Annotated in this window: 18 protein-coding genes; 4 read left to right on the plus strand and 14 right to left on the minus strand. The window is 71.0% G+C overall.

What is annotated here, in order from left to right; translation table 11 throughout:
* Positions 1–110 precede the first annotated feature (110 nt).
* Positions 111–1,043 carry a diacylglycerol/lipid kinase family protein gene (locus FYW95_RS13430; RefSeq protein ID WP_159940684.1) on the minus strand — a complete coding sequence of 311 codons (933 nt, stop codon included), beginning with the start codon at positions 1,041–1,043 and terminating at the stop codon, positions 111–113.
* A gap of 130 nt (positions 1,044–1,173) precedes the next feature.
* Here FYW95_RS13430 and FYW95_RS13435 point away from each other — a divergent pair, with 130 nt between their 5' ends.
* Positions 1,174–1,563 carry a hypothetical protein gene (locus tag FYW95_RS13435; protein WP_159940686.1) on the plus strand — a complete coding sequence of 130 codons (390 nt, stop codon included), beginning with the start codon at positions 1,174–1,176 and terminating at the stop codon, positions 1,561–1,563.
* 25 nt (positions 1,564–1,588) lie between these two features.
* On the opposite strand, the gene FYW95_RS13440 is transcribed toward FYW95_RS13435, so the two are convergent.
* The 7 genes from FYW95_RS13440 to FYW95_RS13470 all read right to left on the minus strand — a co-directional run bounded on the left by FYW95_RS13440 (position 1,589) and on the right by FYW95_RS13470 (position 7,104).
* Complete coding sequence (locus tag FYW95_RS13440) at positions 1,589–2,320, minus strand: RNA polymerase sigma factor SigF (RefSeq protein WP_159940911.1); 732 nt, start codon at positions 2,318–2,320, stop codon at positions 1,589–1,591.
* Positions 2,321–2,388: 68 nt separating this feature from the next.
* Positions 2,389–2,814 (minus strand): ATP-binding protein, encoded by a 426-nt coding sequence (locus FYW95_RS13445; RefSeq protein ID WP_159940688.1) that lies wholly within the window; start codon positions 2,812–2,814, stop codon positions 2,389–2,391.
* 165 nt (positions 2,815–2,979) lie between these two features.
* On the minus strand, positions 2,980–3,459 hold the full coding sequence (locus FYW95_RS13450) for a GNAT family N-acetyltransferase (RefSeq protein WP_160050377.1): 480 nt from the start codon (positions 3,457–3,459) through the stop codon (positions 2,980–2,982).
* Positions 3,460–3,559: 100 nt separating this feature from the next.
* Positions 3,560–4,147 (minus strand): class I SAM-dependent methyltransferase, encoded by a 588-nt coding sequence (locus tag FYW95_RS13455; protein ID WP_159940692.1) that lies wholly within the window; start codon positions 4,145–4,147, stop codon positions 3,560–3,562.
* Between the two features lie 219 nt (positions 4,148–4,366).
* Positions 4,367–5,188 (minus strand): amino acid ABC transporter ATP-binding protein, encoded by an 822-nt coding sequence (locus FYW95_RS13460; RefSeq protein WP_159940694.1) that lies wholly within the window; start codon positions 5,186–5,188, stop codon positions 4,367–4,369.
* A complete protein-coding gene (locus tag FYW95_RS13465) occupies positions 5,185–6,150 on the minus strand; it encodes an amino acid ABC transporter permease (RefSeq protein ID WP_159940696.1) in 966 nt (321 codons plus the stop codon). The genes FYW95_RS13460 and FYW95_RS13465 overlap by 4 nt, the downstream gene beginning before the upstream one ends.
* Before the next feature lie 33 nt (positions 6,151–6,183).
* The gene (locus FYW95_RS13470) at positions 6,184–7,104 is read right to left on the minus strand and encodes an ABC transporter substrate-binding protein (RefSeq protein WP_159940698.1); all 921 of its coding nucleotides are present in this window, start codon (positions 7,102–7,104) and stop codon (positions 6,184–6,186) included.
* 389 nt (positions 7,105–7,493) lie between these two features.
* Between FYW95_RS13470 and FYW95_RS13475 the strand changes: the two genes are divergently transcribed.
* Positions 7,494–8,675 carry an NAD(P)-dependent malic enzyme gene (locus FYW95_RS13475; RefSeq protein WP_159940700.1) on the plus strand — a complete coding sequence of 394 codons (1,182 nt, stop codon included), beginning with the start codon at positions 7,494–7,496 and terminating at the stop codon, positions 8,673–8,675.
* Between the two features lie 80 nt (positions 8,676–8,755).
* Here FYW95_RS13475 and FYW95_RS13480 read toward each other — a convergent pair whose 3' ends face one another.
* A complete protein-coding gene (locus tag FYW95_RS13480) occupies positions 8,756–9,736 on the minus strand; it encodes a PadR family transcriptional regulator (protein WP_160050378.1) in 981 nt (326 codons plus the stop codon).
* Positions 9,737–10,588, minus strand: coding sequence for a DUF4097 family beta strand repeat-containing protein (locus FYW95_RS13485; protein ID WP_159940704.1), 852 nt, complete (start codon positions 10,586–10,588; stop codon positions 9,737–9,739).
* A gap of 190 nt (positions 10,589–10,778) precedes the next feature.
* On the opposite strand from FYW95_RS13485, the gene FYW95_RS13490 reads away from it, so the two are divergent.
* The gene (locus FYW95_RS13490) at positions 10,779–11,300 is read left to right on the plus strand and encodes a hypothetical protein (protein ID WP_236567610.1); all 522 of its coding nucleotides are present in this window, start codon (positions 10,779–10,781) and stop codon (positions 11,298–11,300) included.
* 54 nt (positions 11,301–11,354) lie between these two features.
* Here the strand turns inward: FYW95_RS13490 and FYW95_RS13495 are convergent, their stop codons facing one another.
* Complete coding sequence (locus FYW95_RS13495) at positions 11,355–11,534, minus strand: DUF6104 family protein (RefSeq protein WP_159940706.1); 180 nt, start codon at positions 11,532–11,534, stop codon at positions 11,355–11,357.
* Between the two features lie 269 nt (positions 11,535–11,803).
* Positions 11,804–15,448, minus strand: a complete 3,645-nt coding sequence (locus FYW95_RS13500) for a multifunctional oxoglutarate decarboxylase/oxoglutarate dehydrogenase thiamine pyrophosphate-binding subunit/dihydrolipoyllysine-residue succinyltransferase subunit (RefSeq protein ID WP_159940708.1) — start codon at positions 15,446–15,448, stop codon at positions 11,804–11,806.
* Between the two features lie 656 nt (positions 15,449–16,104).
* Between FYW95_RS13500 and FYW95_RS13505 the strand changes: the two genes are divergently transcribed.
* A complete protein-coding gene (locus tag FYW95_RS13505; protein ID WP_159940710.1) occupies positions 16,105–16,479 on the plus strand; it encodes a BlaI/MecI/CopY family transcriptional regulator in 375 nt (124 codons plus the stop codon).
* A gap of 125 nt (positions 16,480–16,604) precedes the next feature.
* Here FYW95_RS13505 and FYW95_RS13510 read toward each other — a convergent pair whose 3' ends face one another.
* Complete coding sequence (locus FYW95_RS13510) at positions 16,605–17,747, minus strand: MFS transporter (RefSeq protein WP_236572185.1); 1,143 nt, start codon at positions 17,745–17,747, stop codon at positions 16,605–16,607.
* Between the two features lie 138 nt (positions 17,748–17,885).
* The gene (locus FYW95_RS13515) at positions 17,886–18,971 is read right to left on the minus strand and encodes a suppressor of fused domain protein (RefSeq protein WP_160050380.1); all 1,086 of its coding nucleotides are present in this window, start codon (positions 18,969–18,971) and stop codon (positions 17,886–17,888) included.
* Positions 18,972–19,011 lie beyond the last annotated feature (40 nt).

A 19,011-nucleotide genomic window follows, 5' to 3' on the forward strand; every position in this document is an offset into this window, starting at 1 on the left:
AACTTGAGCGTGACAGGATCGAACGGCCCATGCAAGAGCTCCCGAGGCCAAAGGTCCTGATCGGCGTGTCGGGTGCGTCACAGTGGCTGTGAATACGCTCTTCCGCGGAATTAACAGATGATTCGTAATGCCTTCGGTACAGAGTGGAAGTTGACCTGTTCGCGCTCTCCCAGGTATTCACCGTCGATTTGGAACGCCCTGGGGTGGGACGACGTGATCTCCATGTGGTCCTGGTCATGCCAGGTCACGTAGCCGTCGCCGTGTGCGGGCAGGCCTTTGGGAAAGAACATCTGCGAAAGGATCCACCCCGTCAGCGGGGGTGAGGAGTGGGTCAGCGCGAAAGCGTCCAGGCCCAGCTCGAAACGCGAGGAGGGGGTCGGCTGAAGCGGCAGCGCACCCGCGTAGGTCCACGGCGTGGTGTTGGTGACCAGCGCGAAATAGGCGCCCACAAGCGATCTTCCGGGTGTGACCACGCTTAGTGACGGGTCCCGGATATCGCCCTGGAAGAAGAGCTTTACCGCCACTTCCGCGTACAGCGCCGGGGTCGCCCTGCGGCCGTTGGCCCGCTCGTTCTCCACCTGCTGGACCACGTCGGCGTCCCACCCGAACCCGGCACAGAACGTGAAGTACCGGTCGTCCCGGTCGCTGGTGATCCGTCCGAGGTTGATCTCGCGCTCGCGGCCCTCGCGCAGGGCCTCCAGCACCACGCCGGTGGCCTCGACCGGGTCTCCCGGGACGCCCAGCGAGCGGATGAAGACGTTGGCGCTGCCGCCGGGGATCACGGCGTACCGGGGGCGCTTGAGCTCGTCCGGGGTGCTCAGCAGACCGTTGACCACCTCGTTGACGGTGCCGTCGCCGCCGAGGCTCAGCACCAGGTCGTAGCCGTCGTCCGCCGCCGCCCGGGCCAGTTCGCCCGCGTGGTCGCGGTACTCGGTCGCGGCGACGGTGACGTCCAGCTCCGAGGCCAGGGCGCCCAGGATCACCTCACGCGTGCGTGACGTGGTCGTGGTCGCCTGCGGATTCACGATGAAAAGGGCGCGCACCAGGCCAGTGTAGGGCGTGTTCGGTGCGCGGGCCCGGCGGTCGGGGCGTGCGCCCCGCCGCATCGGGGCCGGGTGCGCGGAGGGAGCGGGCCCGGAGCCGGTCCGCGCGGGGCGCGTATAGGCTCGTCGGGTGCCTTCTCGTCCTATCACCATCGTCATCGCCGCCGCGCTGGAGGCCCTGGTCGGGCTGGCCGCGGCGGTCGGCGGGCTCTACAGCCTCTTCAACACCGTCACCGGACGGGCCTCCGAGCTGACCAGCGCCCTGTCCCTGACCGCGCTGGGACTCGGAGTGGGCGCCCTGCTGGTCTTCGTCGCCCGCGGCCTCTGGCAGCTGCGGGACTGGGCGCGCACGCCGGTGTTCGTCACGCAGATCTTCCTCGCCGTGGTCGCCTACTACATGTTCACCAGCGGGCAGTACCTGTACGGCGCGGTGCTCCTGGTCGTGGCGGTGTGCGCCTCGGCGGCGGTCCTGTCGCCGCCGACGACCGCGGCGCTCTTCCCCGAGGAACGGGGGAAGTAGCGCCACGGTCGCCCGCGGCGGCGGGTCAGTCGTCCGTGGTCAGCGCCTGGCGCAGCTGCGCCAGGGTTCGGGCCAGCAGACGGGACACGTGCATCTGCGAGATCCCCAGCTCCTGGGCGATCTGGGACTGCGTCATGTTGCCGAAGAAGCGCAGCAGCAGGATGCGCTTCTCCCGGGGCGGGAGCTGTTCCAGGAGCGGCTTGAGCGACTCCCGGTACTCCACGCCCTCCAGGGACTCGTCCACGATGCCCAGGGAGTCGGCCACCGCGGGGGCGTCCTCGTCCCCGCTGTCGGGCGCGTCCAGGGACACGGTGGAGTAGGCGTTGGCGGACTCCAGGCCCTCCAGCACCTCCTCCTCCGACATCTGCAGGTGCGCGGCGAGCTCGGCGACGGTCGGGGAGCGCCCCTCCCGCTGGGACAGGTCGCTCACCGCCTTGGTCAGCGAGAGCTTGAGCTCCTGCAGGCGGCGGGGTACGCGGACCGCCCAGCCCTTGTCGCGGAAGTGCCGCTTGATCTCACCGACGATCGTCGGGGTCGCGTACGTGGAGAACTCCACCCCGCGCTCCAGGTCGAACCGGTCGATCGACTTGATCAGTCCGATCGTGGCCACCTGGGTGAGGTCGTCCAGCCACTCGCCGCGGTTGCGGAAGCGGCGGGCGAGGTACTCCACCAAGGGCAGGTGCAGCTCCACCAGTTCGTCGCGGATCCGCCGGCGCTCCTCGGAGTCGGCGTCGAGTTCCTTCAGGCGCTCGAACAACTCCCTGGCGCGGGCCCGGTCGGGTACCGCGTGCTCGGTCTTCGCTGTCAGAGCGGGCCCCCTTTCGCTCACACCGACTCCAGGGTGCCGCGGCGCTTGTACAGGACGATGTGGACGCGGTCGTCGGGGCCGACCCCCGCGTCGACCTCCCCTGCGAGGGCGGACAGCACGGTCCAGGCGAAGGTGTCGCGTGCGGGGAGGCGTCCGTCGGCGGTGAGTACCGAGACGGAGATGCGCATCCCCTCAGGGGTGAGTTCGAACTCGGTGGTCAGTTCCGTGCCGGGCAGAGCCTGGGAGAGGAGCATGGCGCAGGCCTCGTCGACACCGATCCTCAGGTCCTCGATCTCGTCGAGGGTGAAGTCGAGTCGCGCGGCCAGTCCCGCCGTCGCCGTTCGCAAGACGGACAGATAGGCGCTGTCCGCGGGCATGTTGACGGTGACAGCGTCCCGAACGCCGATGGCGTCGGCCGTGGGCACAGCGGTTTCTTCGGTCACGTCCCTCCTTCGGGGCGGGGTTGCCGCTTGAGAGCAATGTATCTCGTTTCACCACTGGGCAGCGAGGATGCGCGAAGGCCCGCGCCGGAACGGAACCCGTTCCACGGCGCCGCGGCGCGCGCCCGCCCTCCCGTGGCGTGGACCGACGCCGGTCCCGGTGGAGCCTCAGGCCTCGGCCGAGCCCAGCGCGGCGAGCGCGTCGCCGTCCAGGCGCCGGACCGTCCAGCCGTCCATGGGCCGCGAGCCCAGGGCCTCGTAGAACCGGATCGAGGGCTCGTTCCAGTCGAGCACCGACCACTCCAGCCGCCGGTAACCGCGTTCCACGCAGATCCGCGCCAGGGCCCGCAGCAGCGCCAGCCCGTGCCCGGAGCCGCGCGCCTCGGGGCGCACGAACAGGTCCTCCAGGTAGACGCCGTGCCGACCGGTCCAGGTGGAGTAGTTGCGAAACCACAGGGCGAACCCGACCACCCCGCTCCCGTCCTCCTCGGCGACGTGCGCGAACACCGCGGGCTGGGGACCGAACAGGGCCTCGCGCAGGTCCCGCTCGGTGGCCACGACCGCCTCCGGCTCCTTCTCGTACTCGGCGAGCTCACCGATCATCGCGTGGATGACGGGAACGTCGTCGGGCAGGGCGGGACGGATCATCGGACCACCTCAGGAGCGGGAACGGGGGCTCGGTCCCCTCCAGGGTATGCGCTGGCCGCAGGGGGCGTCCCGGCGCCGAGGCCGGGGAACGGGGCCCGCGTCAGGGGCGGTGGGCGACCACGCGCTCGACCATGCCGAGGAAGAGCCGGTCGTGGTGGCCGACCTCGAAGCCGGCCTCGACGGCCACCTCCCGGGGAAGGCGCCGCGGGTGCTCGCGCAGCCGTTCCACGAGCCGTCCGGGCAGGCGGGCGTACTCGATGTGGTCGACCATCAGGAGTCTTCCGCCGGGGACCAGCACCCGGTACATCTCCGACAGCGCCCGGCGCTGGTCGGCCACGGCGCACATCGCCAGGGTGCACAGCACGGTGTCGAAGCTCTGGTCGGGGAACTCCAGGTTCTGCGCGTCGCCCTCCAGGAAGCGGGCGACCACGCCCAGCCGCCGGGCCCGCTCCCGGGCGCGGTCGAGCATCTCCGGGCTGGTGTCGATGGCGGTGAGGCGGATCTGCGGCGGGTAGTGGGGCAGGTTCGCCCCGGTACCCACCGCCACCTCCAGGGTGTCGCCGCGGGCCCCGGCGCACAGGATCTCGCGGGTGCGGCGCATGACCGGGCTCTGGAACCGCTCGCTGTGCTCCACGTGGGAGGCCACGCGGTCCCAGCGCCGGCGGGTGTGCTCTGTGCGCGCGTCCATCTCTCTCCCCACGGGCGGGTTCCTACCCCACGAATGTGGGTGTACGCCGCCGCGCGGTCAAGAGGTTCGGACCGCGTTTCCTCACGGCCGCCGCGGCCGGTACGGGACGCCCGCGGGCCCGCACCCGCGGAAATCCGGACGGTCGCCGCCACCGGATCCGGACGACCGGTGCCCCGCGCTCCGGGGGAGTGCGGGGCACCGGTCCCGGCCCGGGAGCGCTCAGAGCACCTTGGACAGGAAGGCCTGGGTGCGTGCCTGGCTCGGGCGGGAGAGCACCTCGGCGGGCACGCCCGACTCCACCACCATGCCGTCGTCCATGAACACCAGGGAGTCTCCGACCTCGCGGGCGAAGCCCATCTCGTGTGTGACGACCATCATCGTCATACCGCCCCGGGCCAGATCGCGCATGACGTCCAGGACCTCGCCGACCAGCTCCGGGTCCAGGGCGCTGGTGGGCTCGTCGAACAGCATCAGGGACGGCTCCATGGCCAGCGCCCGGGCGATGGCCACGCGCTGCTGCTGGCCACCGGAGAGCTGGTCGGGATAGGCCTTCGCCTTGTCCGGCAGGCCCACCCGCTCCAGCAGCTCCATGGCCTTGGCGGTGGCCTCGGCCCGCGGCATCCGCTTGACCTGCACGGGCGCCTCGATGACGTTGCCCAGCACGCTCAGGTGCGGGAACAGGTTGAAGCGCTGGAAGACCATGCCGATGTCGCTGCGCTGCAGGGCGATCTCGTTGTCGCGCAGCTCGTAGAGCCGCCCGCGCTTCTGCCGGTACCCCATCAGCTCGCCGTTGACCCACAGGCGGCCCGCGGTGAGCTTCTCCAGGTGGTTGACACAGCGCAGGAAGGTGGACTTGCCCGACCCCGACGGGCCGATGATGCACATCACCTCGCCCCGCCTGACCTGGAGGTCGATCCCCTTGAGGACCTCCAGGCGTCCGAAGCTCTTGTGCACGTTCTCGGCCACGACCAGCGCGTCCGCGGGCAGTTCGGTGCCCTCGGCGGTCTCCACCACGCCCGTGGCCTCGGTCCGCTCGCTCATCTGTGCGCCCCTCCGACGATGCGGTCCCGGATGCTGCCGTACTGCCCGGGGTTGAACCTGCGCTCGATGAAGTACTGGCCGACCATCAGCACGCTGGTGATGGCCAGGTACCACAGGCACGCCGCGACGAGCATCGGGAAGATCTGGTAGGTGCGGGCGCCGATCGCCTGGAGCTGGTAGAAGAGCTCGATGGTGACCGGCACGTAGGCCAGCAGCGCGGTGTCCTTGAGCATGGCGATGGTCTCGTTGCCCGTGGGCGGGATGACCACGCGCATCGCCTGGGGGAGCGTGATCCGGCGCAGGACCTTGCCCCGGCTCATGCCCAGCGCCTGCGCGGCCTCGGTCTGGCCCTTGTTGACCGACTGCAGGCCCGCGCGGATGATCTCGGCCATGTAGGCGCCCTCGGACAGCGACAGGGCCAGCAGGCCCGCCGTGTAGCCGCTCAGCATGGTGCGGGCGTCGATCTCGAAGAAGCGGGCGTCGCCGTCCAGGCCCAGCCAGGGCATCCAGTAGTTGTCGAACGGCAGGCCGATCTCGATCGTCGTGTACAGGATGGCGAGGTTGCCGAAGAGCACCGCCAGCACCAGGCGGGGCACGCCGCGGAAGAACCAGGTGTACAGCCAGGAGACCGTCACCAGCACGGGGTTCCCGGACAGCCGCATCACCGCCAGGACGATGCCCAGCACGACGCCGATGATCATCGACAGCACGGTGGCGCTGAGGGTGATCCACACGCCGCGCACGACCGGTTCCGAGAACATGTGCTCGTACATGAACGGCCAGTTGAACGCGTCGTTCGTGAACAGCATGTGCACGAACATGGCGGCGAGGACGAGGATGAACCCCGCGGCGATCCACCGTTCGGGGTAGCGCACGGGGACGGCGGTCACGGGTTCGGCCGAGCGGTCCGGGGCCGCCTTGGGCGCTTCCGGACCGCTCGCCGGTGCGGTCTGTGGGGACAACGGGTCAGTCTTTCGCTCGGTGGGTGGCGGGCACTACTCCGAGAGGGAGGGGTTCACCTCGGCGCTCTCCAGGCTGCCGGCGTCCACGCCCCACTCCTGGAGGATCTCGTCGTAGGTGCCGTCCTCCATCAGGGCGTTGAAGGCGGCGGCGACGGCCTCGGCCAGCTCCTCGTTCTCCTTGTGGGTGAGGATGCCGTACGGGGCGGCGTCGTACTGCTCGCCGACGAACTCCAGGACGCCCTCGCCGGTCTGCTCCAGCGCGTAGGCCGCGGTGGGCATGTCGGCGAGCGAGGCGTCGTTGACGCCGGACACGACGGTCTCGGTGGCCAGCGGCTGGTTCTCGAACTTCTGGATGGTGATGGGCTCCTCGCCCGCCTCCTCGCAGGCCGCGCTGCGCGCCTCGATGTCCTCGTCGTGCGTGGTGTCGGCCTGCACCGCGACCCGCAGGCCGCAGGCGTTGTCGGGGTCCACGTTCTCGGGGTTGCCCGCCTTGGTGAACCACTGCGTGCCCGAGGAAAAGTAGCTCACCATGTTGACCTGCTCCATGCGCTCCTCGGTCACGGTGAAGGAGGAGGAGCCGAGGTCGTAGGTGCCGGTGTCCACGCCGATGATGATGGAGTCGAACGCGGTGGGCTCCCACTCGCCCTCCAGGCCCAGCTTGGCCAGGGCGGCGTTGAGCAGGTCCACGTTGAAGCCGAGGACGGTCTCGCCGTCCTCGTCCAGGAACTCGCCGGGCGGGTAGGAGGCCTCGACGCCGACCTTGACGCTTCCGGCCTCGGCGATGTCGTCGGGGACGAGCGCGGCCAGCTCCTCGTCGGCCTCGACGCTGGGAGCCTCCGGGGCCGCGGTCTCCTCCGTGCTCCCGCCACCGCCGCAGGCGGACAGCGCCAGGACGCCGGCGAGGGACAGCGCGCCGAGGGCGAACGGCGCGGTCTGGTGCTTGTGCAGGACCATCGTGGGGTCTCCTTCAGGGGCACGGAGTGCCTGGTCGGAGGCGGGTTCGTGACCTCGCCGGCCGAGCCAAAACGACATTCAGGACATTATGCTTCAAAGGTTCATAAGCCGGTGCCGTCCCATGGTGCCGACCCGCGATTTTCCTGCGGTCACCGTTGTGAGAGGATTGCGTAACGGGTCATCCCCGTGAGAGCGACCGCGCAGCAACTCGCATAGGAGTCCGGCGAAGACCGACTCTCCCGGCGACACCACCGGTCATGGCCGACCGGCGCCAGGAGGAGTCCCCCTAGCACCGTCACGTCTTCGCGCGCGGCCCGCGCCCACCGCCGATCCGCCCGTCGTCATGGCCGACGCCGAGCGGAACACGCAAGACCTGAGGGGTTTCAGCAGTGACCACCGTTTCGCGTACCCAGAACCTGGACGAGGATCCCGCCTTCGCGCTGCACCGCGGCGGCAAGCTCCACGTCACCTCCTCCGTCGACGTCCACGACCACGAGGGGCTCTCCCTCGCCTACACCCCCGGCGTCGCCCGCGTCTGCGACGCCATCGCCGAGTCCCCCGAGCTCGTCGGCACCTACACCTGGAAGAACAACCTGGTCGCCGTCGTCACCGACGGCACCGCCGTGCTGGGCCTGGGCGACATCGGCCCCGAGGCCTCGCTGCCGGTCATGGAGGGCAAGTCGCTGCTGTTCAAGCAGTTCGGCGACGTCGACTCCGTGCCGATCGCGCTGGGCTGCACCGGGGTCGACGAGATCGTCGAGACCGTCGTGCGCATGGCACCCTCCTTCGGCGGCATCAACCTGGAGGACATCGCCGCGCCGCGCTGCTTCGAGATCGAGCGCCAGCTGCGCGAACGCCTGGACATCCCGGTCTTCCACGACGACCAGCACGGCACCGCCATCGTCACCGTCGCCGCGCTGCACAACGCCGCCCGCCTGACCGGGCGCACCCTGGGCGACCTGCGCGCCGTGGTCTCCGGCGCGGGTGCCGCGGGCGTGGCCGTCACCAAGATGCTCGTGGACGGCGGGATCGGCGACATCGCCGTGGCCGACTCCAAGGGCATGATCCACGAGGGCCGCGAGGGCCTGACCCCGGTCAAGCGCGAGCTGGCCGCGATCAGCAACAAGGCCGGCCTGAGCGGCTCCATCGAGAGCGCCCTGGAGGGCGCGGACGTGTTCATCGGCCTGTCCGCGGGCGAGGTCCCCGAGCCCGTGGTCGCCACCATGGCCGAGAACGCGATCATCTTCGCCATGGCCAACCCCAACCCCGAGGTGCACCCCGACGTCGCCCGCAGGCACGCGAGCGTCGTCGCCACCGGGCGCAGCGACTTCCCCAACCAGATCAACAACGTGCTGGCCTTCCCCGGCGTGTTCCGGGGCGCCTTCGACGCGGGCGCCACGGACATCACCGAGAACATGAAGCTGGCCGCCGCCACCGCGCTGGCCGACCTGGTCGGCGACGACCTGTCCGCCGACTACATCATCCCCAGCTCCTTCGACGAGCGGGTGGTGCCGGCCGTGGCCGCCGCGGTCGCCGCCCAGGCCCGCGAGGACGGCGTCGTGCGCGGCTAGTACCCCGCACGCGCCGGTCGGACCGCGACGAGGCCCCGGAGGACGCGCCCCTGCGGCGCCCTCCGGGGCCTCTCCCGTCGCTACCTGCCGTCGCCGGGGTCGTCGACCGCCCGGCTCCAGGGGTCACCGCCCGCGGGCGGCCCCGGACGCGGCTTCGGCTCCTCGGCGGGACCGTCCCCGGGAGCGGCCTCCTGGTCCCGGGCCGCCTCCGGCGCGCTGGCGGGCTTCTCCCCGGACTCCGGGGACTCGCCCTCGGCGGGTTCGGCGCGCTCGCTTCCGGCGGGCGGGCCCCAGTGCCGCATGTCCCGGCGGATCACCTCGACCGTGTCGTCCAGGATGCGCCGCAGGTCGGTGGCGGCGGCCTCGCCCACGTGGCCCGCCTCGCGGACCACGTCGCGCACCCGGTCGCCGAAGTCGTGCAGCGCCCGCTCGAACTCGGTGGCCTGTCCGGTCCGCTCGGACTCGCCCCGGCCCCACACGGAGCCGAACGCGCCGAAGCCGTGCGCGAAGCGCTCCCACTCGCGGGCCCACCGCGGGCCGTCCTCGCAGCCGTGCCCGCCCTTGGCGGCGCGCTCCTCCTCGGAGCCCCTCCCGGCCTCCTCCGAGTCCGCCGCCGGGGCGCCCTCGTCCGCGGGCTCGGACTTCCGGCCCGGCGCCTCCTCGGCACCGGGACGGCGCGCGCTGCCGGAGCCGAACTTCAGCTCCTCGCGCAGCGAGCTGATCGTGGCGCGCACGTCCTGTTTGACCGCGCGGGCGATGTCACGCACCGAGTCGGTGATCTCGCGCTCCAGGTCGTCCAGGTCGCCCTCGCGCTCGCGCAGCTCCTCCCGGCCCTTGTCGGTGAGGCGGTAGACCTTGCGCCCGCCCTCCTCGGTGTGGGTGACCAGCCCCTCCTCCTCCAGCCGCGCCAGCCGGGGGTAGATGGTCCCGGGGGAGGGCGAGTACACCCCGAGGAAGCGGTCGCGCAGCAGGCTGATGATCTCGTAACCGTGCCGCGGGCTCTCGTCCAGCAGCTTGAGCAGGTAGAGCCGGAGTCGTCCGTGGCCGAAGATGGTGCTCATTCAGGCCCCCTCGGGGATCGCGGCCGGAGCCTCGGGCGCGCGCCGCAGCAGCGCGGTCCGACCGGACGCGGAGTTGGTGGTGATGGACGCGGGGTCGACGCCGCTGCCGATCTTCCCGCTCAGGATGGTCCTGGCCGGCGCGCTGCGGCGTTCCAGGCCGAAGTCAGACTCCACCGGGGCCTTGGCGGTGCGCAGCTCGACGGTGGCGGAGGTGTCGGCGGGCACCCGCAGCGCGATCTCGCCGGCGACCGAGTTGAGCCGGACCCGGCCGGCCGGGGTGATGTCGGTGTCGGCCAGCAGCTGTCCGGACACCGTCTTGGCGCGCAGCGCCGAGAGCCGGCCGCCCGCCACGGCCAGCTGGCCGCTGACGCTGGTGAACCTCAGGCTGCCCTGGGCGCCCCGCACGGCGGTGCTGCCCGAGACGGTGTTGATGTCGGTTTCGCCTGAAGTGTCGTCGAGGGTGATCTCGCCCGTGGCGGTCCGCAGCTGGCTGCGCGCGCTGAGCCCGGCGGCCACGATCGAGGCGCTGACCGTGGTGACCTCGACCGGGCAGTCCCTGGGCACCCGCAGGTTCACGGTGGCGCTGCGGTGCTGCACGCGCTTGTAGCCGCTGAGCTGGACCGGGCGCAGCCGCTCCAGCAGGCCCTGGCTGGTGAGGTCCTCGTAGTGGATGGTGAGGATGCCCGCCTCCTGGGTGACCAGGAGGGGTTCGCCGACGATGTCGGCGACCTCGAAGGTGACCGGGTCGTCGGTCGGCAGGATGTTGACGTGGCCGCCGATGATCCGGACCCGCAACGCGACAATGCCGTCCAGTGTCTGGGTCATCGGCCTGTCGATGGTCCAACGCGCCATCGTGGTGGCCCCTTTCGCTCGCTCCGTGGTTTCACGATATGTCGCGTCTTCGGCGAACTCAAGATATGTCGCGGGTTTGCGGGGTGTTTCAGGGAGCGGTCGGGGCAAACCCCGAGGCGGGGCAGCCTCGGCCGTGCGCTTCAATGAGTCCGGCCCGACCGGGCCGTTCCCCCGCACGGAGGACCCGAGGATGCGGCATCCCCCGGAACCGATCCTCCTCCAGCCGCCGGAGGCGGCCGGAGCCCCGCGTATGCCGCTCGCCCTGCGGGCCCTGCGCGTGCTGTTCAGCCTGTCGGGCACCTTCTCCGCGATAGCCGCCCTCTACTACGTGTTCCTGCTGCTCATCCGCTACGTGTACCCGTACCCCGGGCTGGAGGAGTGGCTCGCGGCCCAGGGGCACTTCACCGCCGAACTCTCGGCCATGCCGCTCATACACGGCCTGCGGACCGTCTTCTACGGCCTAGGGGCGGTCCGGCTCGGCCGGGGCGGACGCTTCGGCCGCATGCGGGCGCGCGTCGCCCTGGGCGTCGAGGCGGGTGCGCTCGTGGCCGGGTCCCTCCTGGGGACCGCACTGATCCTTCCCGAGGAGGGCCTGCTCATCGCGGTGGAGGCCATGCTGCTCGAGCTCGTCGTGGCCGCGGTCTTCCCCGGGCTCCCCCTGCTGCTGTGCGTGCGCTCCAGCCGGGAGTGGTCCCGCGCGACCGGGGCCTGACCGGCACACGCGAGGGGCCCGGGCCGCGATTGACCCGGGCCCCTCGCGGTGGACCTACTCTTCGTCCTCGTCGTCCAGCCGCGCAAGCCAGGTGGCGAGCCGGTCGACCGGAGTCTCGAACTCGGGGTGCATATCGGTGAACGCCCTCAGCTGCTCGGCGAGCCAGGCGAAGCTGACCTCCTCCTCGCCGCGGCGGTTCTCCAGCTCCTCGATTCCGCGATCGGTGTAGTACATGCTGTTCCTTTGCGTGCTCGCAGGCTCGCAACGGGGCTCGGAGCGCGGGGTACCGGGCCCTTCGTCGTCGCTGGCGCCTGGCTCGTTCCTCGCTGGCGGCGCCGACTCCTCCTGCAGGGCCCGGTGCGCTCCTCGCTGTTCCTTTGCGTGCTCGCAGGCCTGGAACGGGGCTCGGAGCGCGGGGTACCGGGCCCTTCGTCGTCGCTGGCGCCTGGCTCGTTCCTCGCTGGCGGCGCCGACTCCTCCTGCAGGGCCCGGTGCGCTCCTCGCTAGTCGGCGGGCGGGAACACCGTGTCCACCAGGGCCCGCTGCTCGGCCTCGTGGCGCTTGGCCGAACCGGCCGCGGGCGCGGAGGAGGCCGGACGCGAGATCCGGGTGAACGGACGGTCGAGCTGCTCGGAGAAGACCAGCGCGACGAAGGGCCACGGGCCCATGTTCGCGGGCTCCTCCTGGACCCACAGGACCTCGCCCGCGTTCGGGTAGGCCTTGAGCTGCTCGCGGATCTCCTCGATCGGCAGCGGGTAGAGCCGCTCCGCCCGGATGATCGCGGTGTGCTTGTCACCGCTCTTGCGGCGCGCCGCGTCCAGGTCGTAGTAGATCTTGCCCGAGCACAGCACCACCCGGCGCACCTTCTCCGGCGCGATCGAGTCGTCGGTGATCAGCGGCCGGAAGTGGCCCGAGGTGAAGTCCGCCGCGGCCGAGGCGGCGGCCTTCAGGCGCAGCAGCGACTTGGGCGTGAACACCACCAGCGGACGCTGGAGCGGCGACTTGGCCTGCCAGCGCAGCAGGTGGAAGTAGCTCGCCGGGGTGCTGGGGTTGGCCACCGTCATGTTCTCCTGCGCGCACAGCTGCAGGAACCGCTCGATACGGGCGGAGGAGTGGTCGGGCCCCTGGCCCTCGTAGCCGTGCGGCAGCAGCAGGGTCACGCTGGAGCGCTGCCCCCACTTCTGCTCACCCGCGCTGATGTACTCGTCGATGACGGTCTGGGCGCCGTTGACGAAGTCGCCGAACTGGGCCTCCCACATCACCAGCGCGTCGGGGCGGGTGAGCGAGTAGCCGTACTCGAAGCCCAGCGCCGCGTACTCGCTCAGCAGGGAGTCGTGCACGTGGAACCGGGTGATGCCGTCGTCGAACTGCTTCAGCGGCGTGTAGGTCTCGCCGGTCTCGCGGTCCATCAGCGTGGCGTGGCGCTGGCCGAAGGTGCCGCGGCGGCTGTCCTGACCGATCAGGCGGACCGGGTGGCCGTCCAGCAGCAGCGAACCGAAGGCGAGCAGCTCACCGGTGGCCCAGTCGATGGCGTCGGACTCCACCATCGACACGCGGCGGGCCAGCTGGGGCGCCAGTCTCGGGTGCGGCGTGAAGCCCTCGGGCAGGGACACCTGGGTGTCCACGACCCGCTTGACCGTCTCGGTGCTGATCGCGGTCTCGACCGCGGAGTGGTCCAGGCGGCTCTCGGTGAACACCTCGGGCTTGACCACGGCGCCCGGCTCGATCGGCTTCTTCTCGACCTCGCGGGTCTCGGTGAAGGCGCGCTCCAGCTCGTTCTGGTAGTCGCGCAGCGCCGACTCGGCCTCCTCCACGGTGATGTCGCCGCGGCCGATGAGGGCCTCGGTGTACAGCTTGCGCGTGGAGCGCTTGGCGTCGATGACGTCGTACATCAGCGGCTGGGTGAAGGCGGGGTTGTCGCCCTCGTTGTGGCCGCGGCGGCGGTAGCACACCAGGTCGATGACGACGTCCTTGTTGAACGCCTGGCGGTAGGCGAAGGCCAGGTGCGCGACCCGGACCACGGCCTCGGGGTCGTCCCCGTTGACGTGGAAGATCGGCGCCTGCACCATCCGGGCCACGTCCGTGGCGTAGACGCTGGAGCGGCTGTCGGAGGGCGAGGTGGTGAAGCCCACCTGGTTGTTGACGATGACGTGCACCGTGCCGCCGGTGCGGTAACCGCGCAGCTGCGACAGGTTCAGCGTCTCGGCGACCACGCCCTGACCGGCGAAGGCGGCGTCACCGTGGATCAGGATCGGCAGCACCGTGAAGCCCTGCGGGCCCTTGTTCAGCACGTCCTGCTTGGCGCGCACGATGCCCTCGGCGACCGGGTTGACCGTCTCCAGGTGGGACGGGTTGGCCGCCAGCGAGATGTTGATCTTGTCGCCGTCGCGGGTCTGGAAGACGCCCTCGGTACCCAGGTGGTACTTGACGTCGCCCGAGCCGTGCGCGCTGCGCGGGTCGAGGTTGCCCTCGAACTCACCGAAGATCTGCGCGTAGGACTTGCCGCAGATGTTGGCCAGCACGTTCAGGCGGCCGCGGTGGGCCATGCCGATGACGGCCTCGTCCAGCTCGGCCTTGGCCGCCCGGGAGATCACGCCGTCCAGCAGCGGGATCAGCGACTCGCCGCCCTCCAGGGAGAAGCGCTTCTGACCCACGTACTTGGTCTGCAGGAAGGTCTCGAAGGCCTCGGCGCTGTTGAGCCGGTGCAGGATGTGCAGCTGCTCGTCGCGGTCGAGCTTCTCGTGCTCGCGCTCGACGTGCGACTGGATCCACTCCCGCTCCTCCGGGCTCTGGATGTGCATGTACTCGATACCCACCGTGCGGCAGTAGGTGTCGCGGAGCACGCCCAGGACCTCGCGCAGCTTCATGACCTGCTTGCCGCCGAAGCCCCCGGTCGGGAACTCGCGGTCCAGGTCCCACAGGGTCAGGCCGTGCTCCAGCACGTCCAGGTCCGGGTGCTTGCGCTGCTCGTGGTCGAGCGGGTTGGTGTCGGCCATCAGGTGGCCGCGCACGCGGTAGGCGTGGATCAGCTCCTGGACCCGGGTGGTCTTGTCGAGCTGGGTGGCCTTGTTGACGTGGATGTCCTGCACCCAGCGCACCGGCTCGTAGGGGATGCGCAGGGAGTGGAAGATCTCGTCGTAGAAGCCGTCCTCGCCCAGCAGCAGCTGGTGGATCCGGCGCAGGAACTCGCCCGACTGCGCACCCTGGATGATGCGGTGGTCGTAGGTCGAGGTCAGCGTCATGACCTTGCTGATGCCCAGCTCGGCCAGTGTGTCCGAGGAGGCGCCCTGGAACTCGGCCGGGTACTCCATCGCGCCCACGCCCAGGATCGTGCCCTGGCCCGGCATCAGGCGCGGGACCGAGTGCACTGTGCCGATACCGCCGGGGTTGGTGAGGCTGATGGTGGTGCCCTGGAAGTCCGGCACGCCCAGCTTGTTGTTGCGGGCCTTGCGGACCAGGTCCTCGTAGCCGCTCCAGAACTCCTTGAAGTCCATCTCGTCGGACTTCTTGATGGAGGGGACCACGAGCTGGCGCGATCCGTCCGGCTTCTGCAGGTCGATCGCCAGGCCGAAGTTCACGTGTTCGGGCTTGGCGACGCCGGGCTTGCCGTCGATCTCCACGTAGGAGTAGTTCATCTCCGGCATGGCCTTGAGGGCCTTGACCATCGCGTAGCCGATGAGGTGGGTGAAGGAGACCTTCCCGCCTCGGCCGCGCCGGAGGTGGTTGTTGATGACGATCCGGTTGTCGAAGAGCAGCTTGACCGGCACCGCGCGCACACTCGTGGCGGTGGGCAGCTCCAGGCTCGACTCCATGTTCGTCGCGGTCCGCGCGGGTGCCCCGCGCAGGCGCTCCTGCTTGACCTGGAGGGCGTCGTCGCCCTCCTTCTTGCCGCTGTCCTTCGACGCCGGGGCGGCGGGGGCAGTCGGCTTCTTCTTCGGTGCGGAGGGTGCGGGGGCCTTGTCGCTTCGCGCCTTCGCACCGCCCCCGCCCTTCGCGTCAGTGCTCTCCGCGGGCTTGTAGTCCGCGAAGAAGTTCCACCAGGCCTTGTCAACGGAGTTCGGGTCGTTCAGGTACTTCTGATAAAGCTCCTCGACCAACCACTCGTTGGGACCGAAATCTGTCAGGGGTTGAGACGCCTCAGACGACACGGCGGAGATCGCCCACTTCCGCAGCTCGCTTGTGAATGTGTATGAAGACGGGTGGCTGCTGGCAAGGCGGGCTCAAGGAACGTGGGAGCAGTCCCGCGCACGCGGGAAGCATCTGGCCTGGCCAGCACTCGTCGGGTACAAGGCTACTTGTAGCCGCCTCCCCACGGGGAACACGGGCGTTGGTGAAACTAGGAGATAGGTAACAATCTTTCACATCTTCGTTGCCTCTACGTGTAGGTAACCAAGCACTGCGTACTTAGAGTGACTGGTTTGTTCGTGTTTATAGGGATTTCTGGATGTGAAGATCATGACCGCCTCCGGACACCGCGAGTGTGGCGTGTAACACGGCCGCCCGGGGGGAACCCGCCCGGGCGGTTCCGCGTCGGAGGGGGTGTGAGCGGCCGGGCAGGACGGCCGGGCCTCCTCCGCCGGTTTCCCAGCGGGGATGGGGGAGGTCCGGGCCCGGCCGCGGACCCCGCTTCCCCGGGCGCCTGTTTCTCTCGTCCGCCGCGCCTCCCGGCTCGTGAAACGCCGGTCGACGGCACCGGGCGTGGACGTATCTGTGCGCTCTGCGGAGTTCTCCCACGCGGAGGGGCCCGCCGTGTCTACGATCGCGGCGACATCACTCCGGGACGAATGACGGGTGGGAGAGACCCATGAAGGGGCTGGGGGAGCTGGAGACGGCCATCATGGACGCGCTGTGGCGGTCCGACGAGCCGCTGTCGGTGCGCGGGGTCCGCGAGACCATGGTCTACGACCGCGAGGTGGCCTACACGACCGTCATGACCGTGGCCGACATCCTCTTCCACAAGGGGCTGCTGGAGCGGGAGAAGGCGGGCCGCGCCTGGACGTACTGGCCGCGCGAGACGCACGCCGAGTACACCGCCAGGATGATGGACGAGGTGTTCAGCACCGGCCCGGACCCCGGGGTCACCCTGCTGCGCTTCGTGGAGCGCTTCAGCGACGAGGACATGGCCCGCTTCCACCGCGTGCTGGCCCAGGTCCGCGACCGCCGGGGCATCGCCAGCTAGGACGGACGTGACGACGGGGCCGGCCCTGCCCCGGACGCCGCCCAGGACGCGGATCGGCGCGTCCTGGGCTCGGCCGCCGTGCGAGGCGCCCGGGAGCGCCGTCGACGGCCGGTGAGGGGAGGTCCTCAGGTGCGGCGCAGGGTGCGCACGCTGCGCGAGGAGACCGCGGCCAGCGTGGCCAGCACGGTCAGGGCCGACACCAGGACCAGCGCCGCCGCCGGGCCGAACGCCTCGGCGAACGGACCGACCGCGACCTGCCCGACGGGCGTCGCCACGAAGGAGCCCAGGGCGTCGTAGGAGTAGACCCGCGACAGCCTCTCCTCGGGGACGTTCTCCTGCACCGACACCTCCCAGGCCACGGTGAACTGCTCCACGGCCACGCCCGCGAGGAACATCGCCGCGAACAGCACCGGCAGGGGGGAGGGGCCCGCCAGCGCCAGGAAGGGCAGCGCGTGCGCCGTGACCAGGGCGGTGCCGTAGACCAGCGCCCGCCGCGGCTGCCAGCGCGCCGCGAGCACACCGCCGACCAGCAGCCCCACGCTGTTGGTCGCCATGAGCAGCCCCCACGCGGTGCGGCCGAAGCTCTGGTCCGCGATCGCCGGGCCCAGCACCGCGGTGGCCGCCGACCAGCCCGCGTTGACCACCATGAACTGCGCCACGATGATCCACACCCAGGGGCGCGAGACGAACTCGCCCCACCCCTCGCGCAGGTCGTGCAGCACGTTCGCGCGCCCCGTGTCCACGGGCCGACCCGTCCGGGCGACCCGCACGGTGAGGAAGGCCGCGCCGGCGCAGGCGAACAGCGCCGCGTCCGTGGTGATCGCCCAGCCCGCGCCCAGCAGGCCCACCACCAGGCCGCCCGCCGACATCCCCAGGAACATGCCGGCCTGGACTCCCACGCCCATGGCGGCGTTGGCCTGGCGCAGCAGGTGCCGGGGCACGGTCTGCGGGGTCAGCGCCGCCGAAGCGGGCAGGTTCACGGCCGCGGCGGCGCCGTTGACCAGGCTCAACAGGACCATCAGCGGCAGCGAGGCCGCCCCGGACAGCAGGGCCGCCCCGAGGAGCCCCTGGGAGAGCGCGGCCAGCCCGCAGCCGCCCTGGAGCACCAGTGCCCGGGGCAGCCGGTCGGCGACCACCCCGCCGAGCAGCAGCGACACGTTCGCCACCGAGCGGGCGCCCACCACCAGCCCCACGCTGGTCAGGGAACCGGTCACGTCGAGCACCGCGAAGGCCAGCGCGACGGAGGCCATGCCGTTGCCGAGGGACATCAGGGCCCGGCCCAGGGCCAGCCCGCGGAAGGCCGGATACGCCAGTGGCGCGCCGAAGCCGCTGTGCGCCACCCCGTCCCCCCGTTCGGCCGCCCCCGGGAACGGTCCCGGTCCCGGCGCGGGGGAGTCAACCGGTTTTCAGCCCAGCACCCAGCTGCGCCCCTCGGCGGCCAGCTTCTCCACCAGGGTGGCGCTGTCGTGCTCCTTGGCGAACAGGTGCTCGGGGCGGGTGATGGGCACGATCCACAGCCAGCGCACCGGGTCGCCCTGGAAGGAGAGCCCGGAGGTGTCCGGCGGCCGGTGCCGGGGGTCGGTGACCAGGGCGGAGGGGTCCTCCAGGAGCAGGACGGCGCCCGCGCCGCCGCGCATGGCCCGGTCCTCGGGGTTGTCCAGCCACTTGACGGTGTGGCCGGTGCCGAACCAGGTCACCGCCCGCCAGGGGAAGGCGCCGATCCACCGGAAGACGCGGGCGGCGTGGTGCGCTGGCAGGGTCGTGGCCAGGGCCAGCTCCACCCGGGCGTACTGGGAGGTGTCGGCCATGTACCGGTCCAGGGTCGGCATCCGCTGGCCGCACATCCCCACCGTGGACAGCACCGTGAACGGGCGCTCGGGGGCGGGCGGGCGCTCCGAGACCCGCAGCAGCGGCGGGTGGCCGTCGGAGACGTCCCAGTAGTGGCCGGGCTCGCCCACCGTCCGGTTGAGGTGGCTGAGCACGGTGCGCTGCACGCTGCGCCAGGCGCCCGAGGCGCGGCGCCAGTCCCAGTAGGCCTCGGCGTGCACCACGCGCGGCCACAGCTGGTCGCGCACCGAGTCCAGCTCCCAGGCGTAGGCGCTGCGGCCGATCGCCTCGCGCGCGTACCCGGGCAGTCCGCTGTCGGCCTCGGCCCAGCCGGGAATGACGGCGAGCAGCCCCTCCTCGTCCACGAGGGCCACCCCGTCGCCCTCCTCGAACCACACGGCGCGCAGATGGTCGGGGTCGAAGCGCGGACGGCCCTGGGGGTGCTTGGTGTAGGCCTCGGGCATGAGCGGGGCCCGGCCCTCGTAGAGGCTCCCGGAGTCGCTGGTGCGTGGGGCGATCTCGTGGTTGGCCAGCCACACCGGGACGCGGATGCGGCCGCGCGCGTCCAGCAGGTAGGCGGCCGTGGTGTGGGAGTCGCACTCGACGACGACCCTGCGGCTCTGGTAAGGGCTGATCTCGTCGAGCAGGACGTCGATCCCTGTCACCGGCCCTCCCACACGCCGATCCCGGTTGTCGCGATCCGGC

The organism is Nocardiopsis sp. FR4 (assembly GCF_009830945.1).
In the GTDB taxonomy this organism is placed as follows: domain Bacteria; phylum Actinomycetota; class Actinomycetes; order Streptosporangiales; family Streptosporangiaceae; genus Nocardiopsis.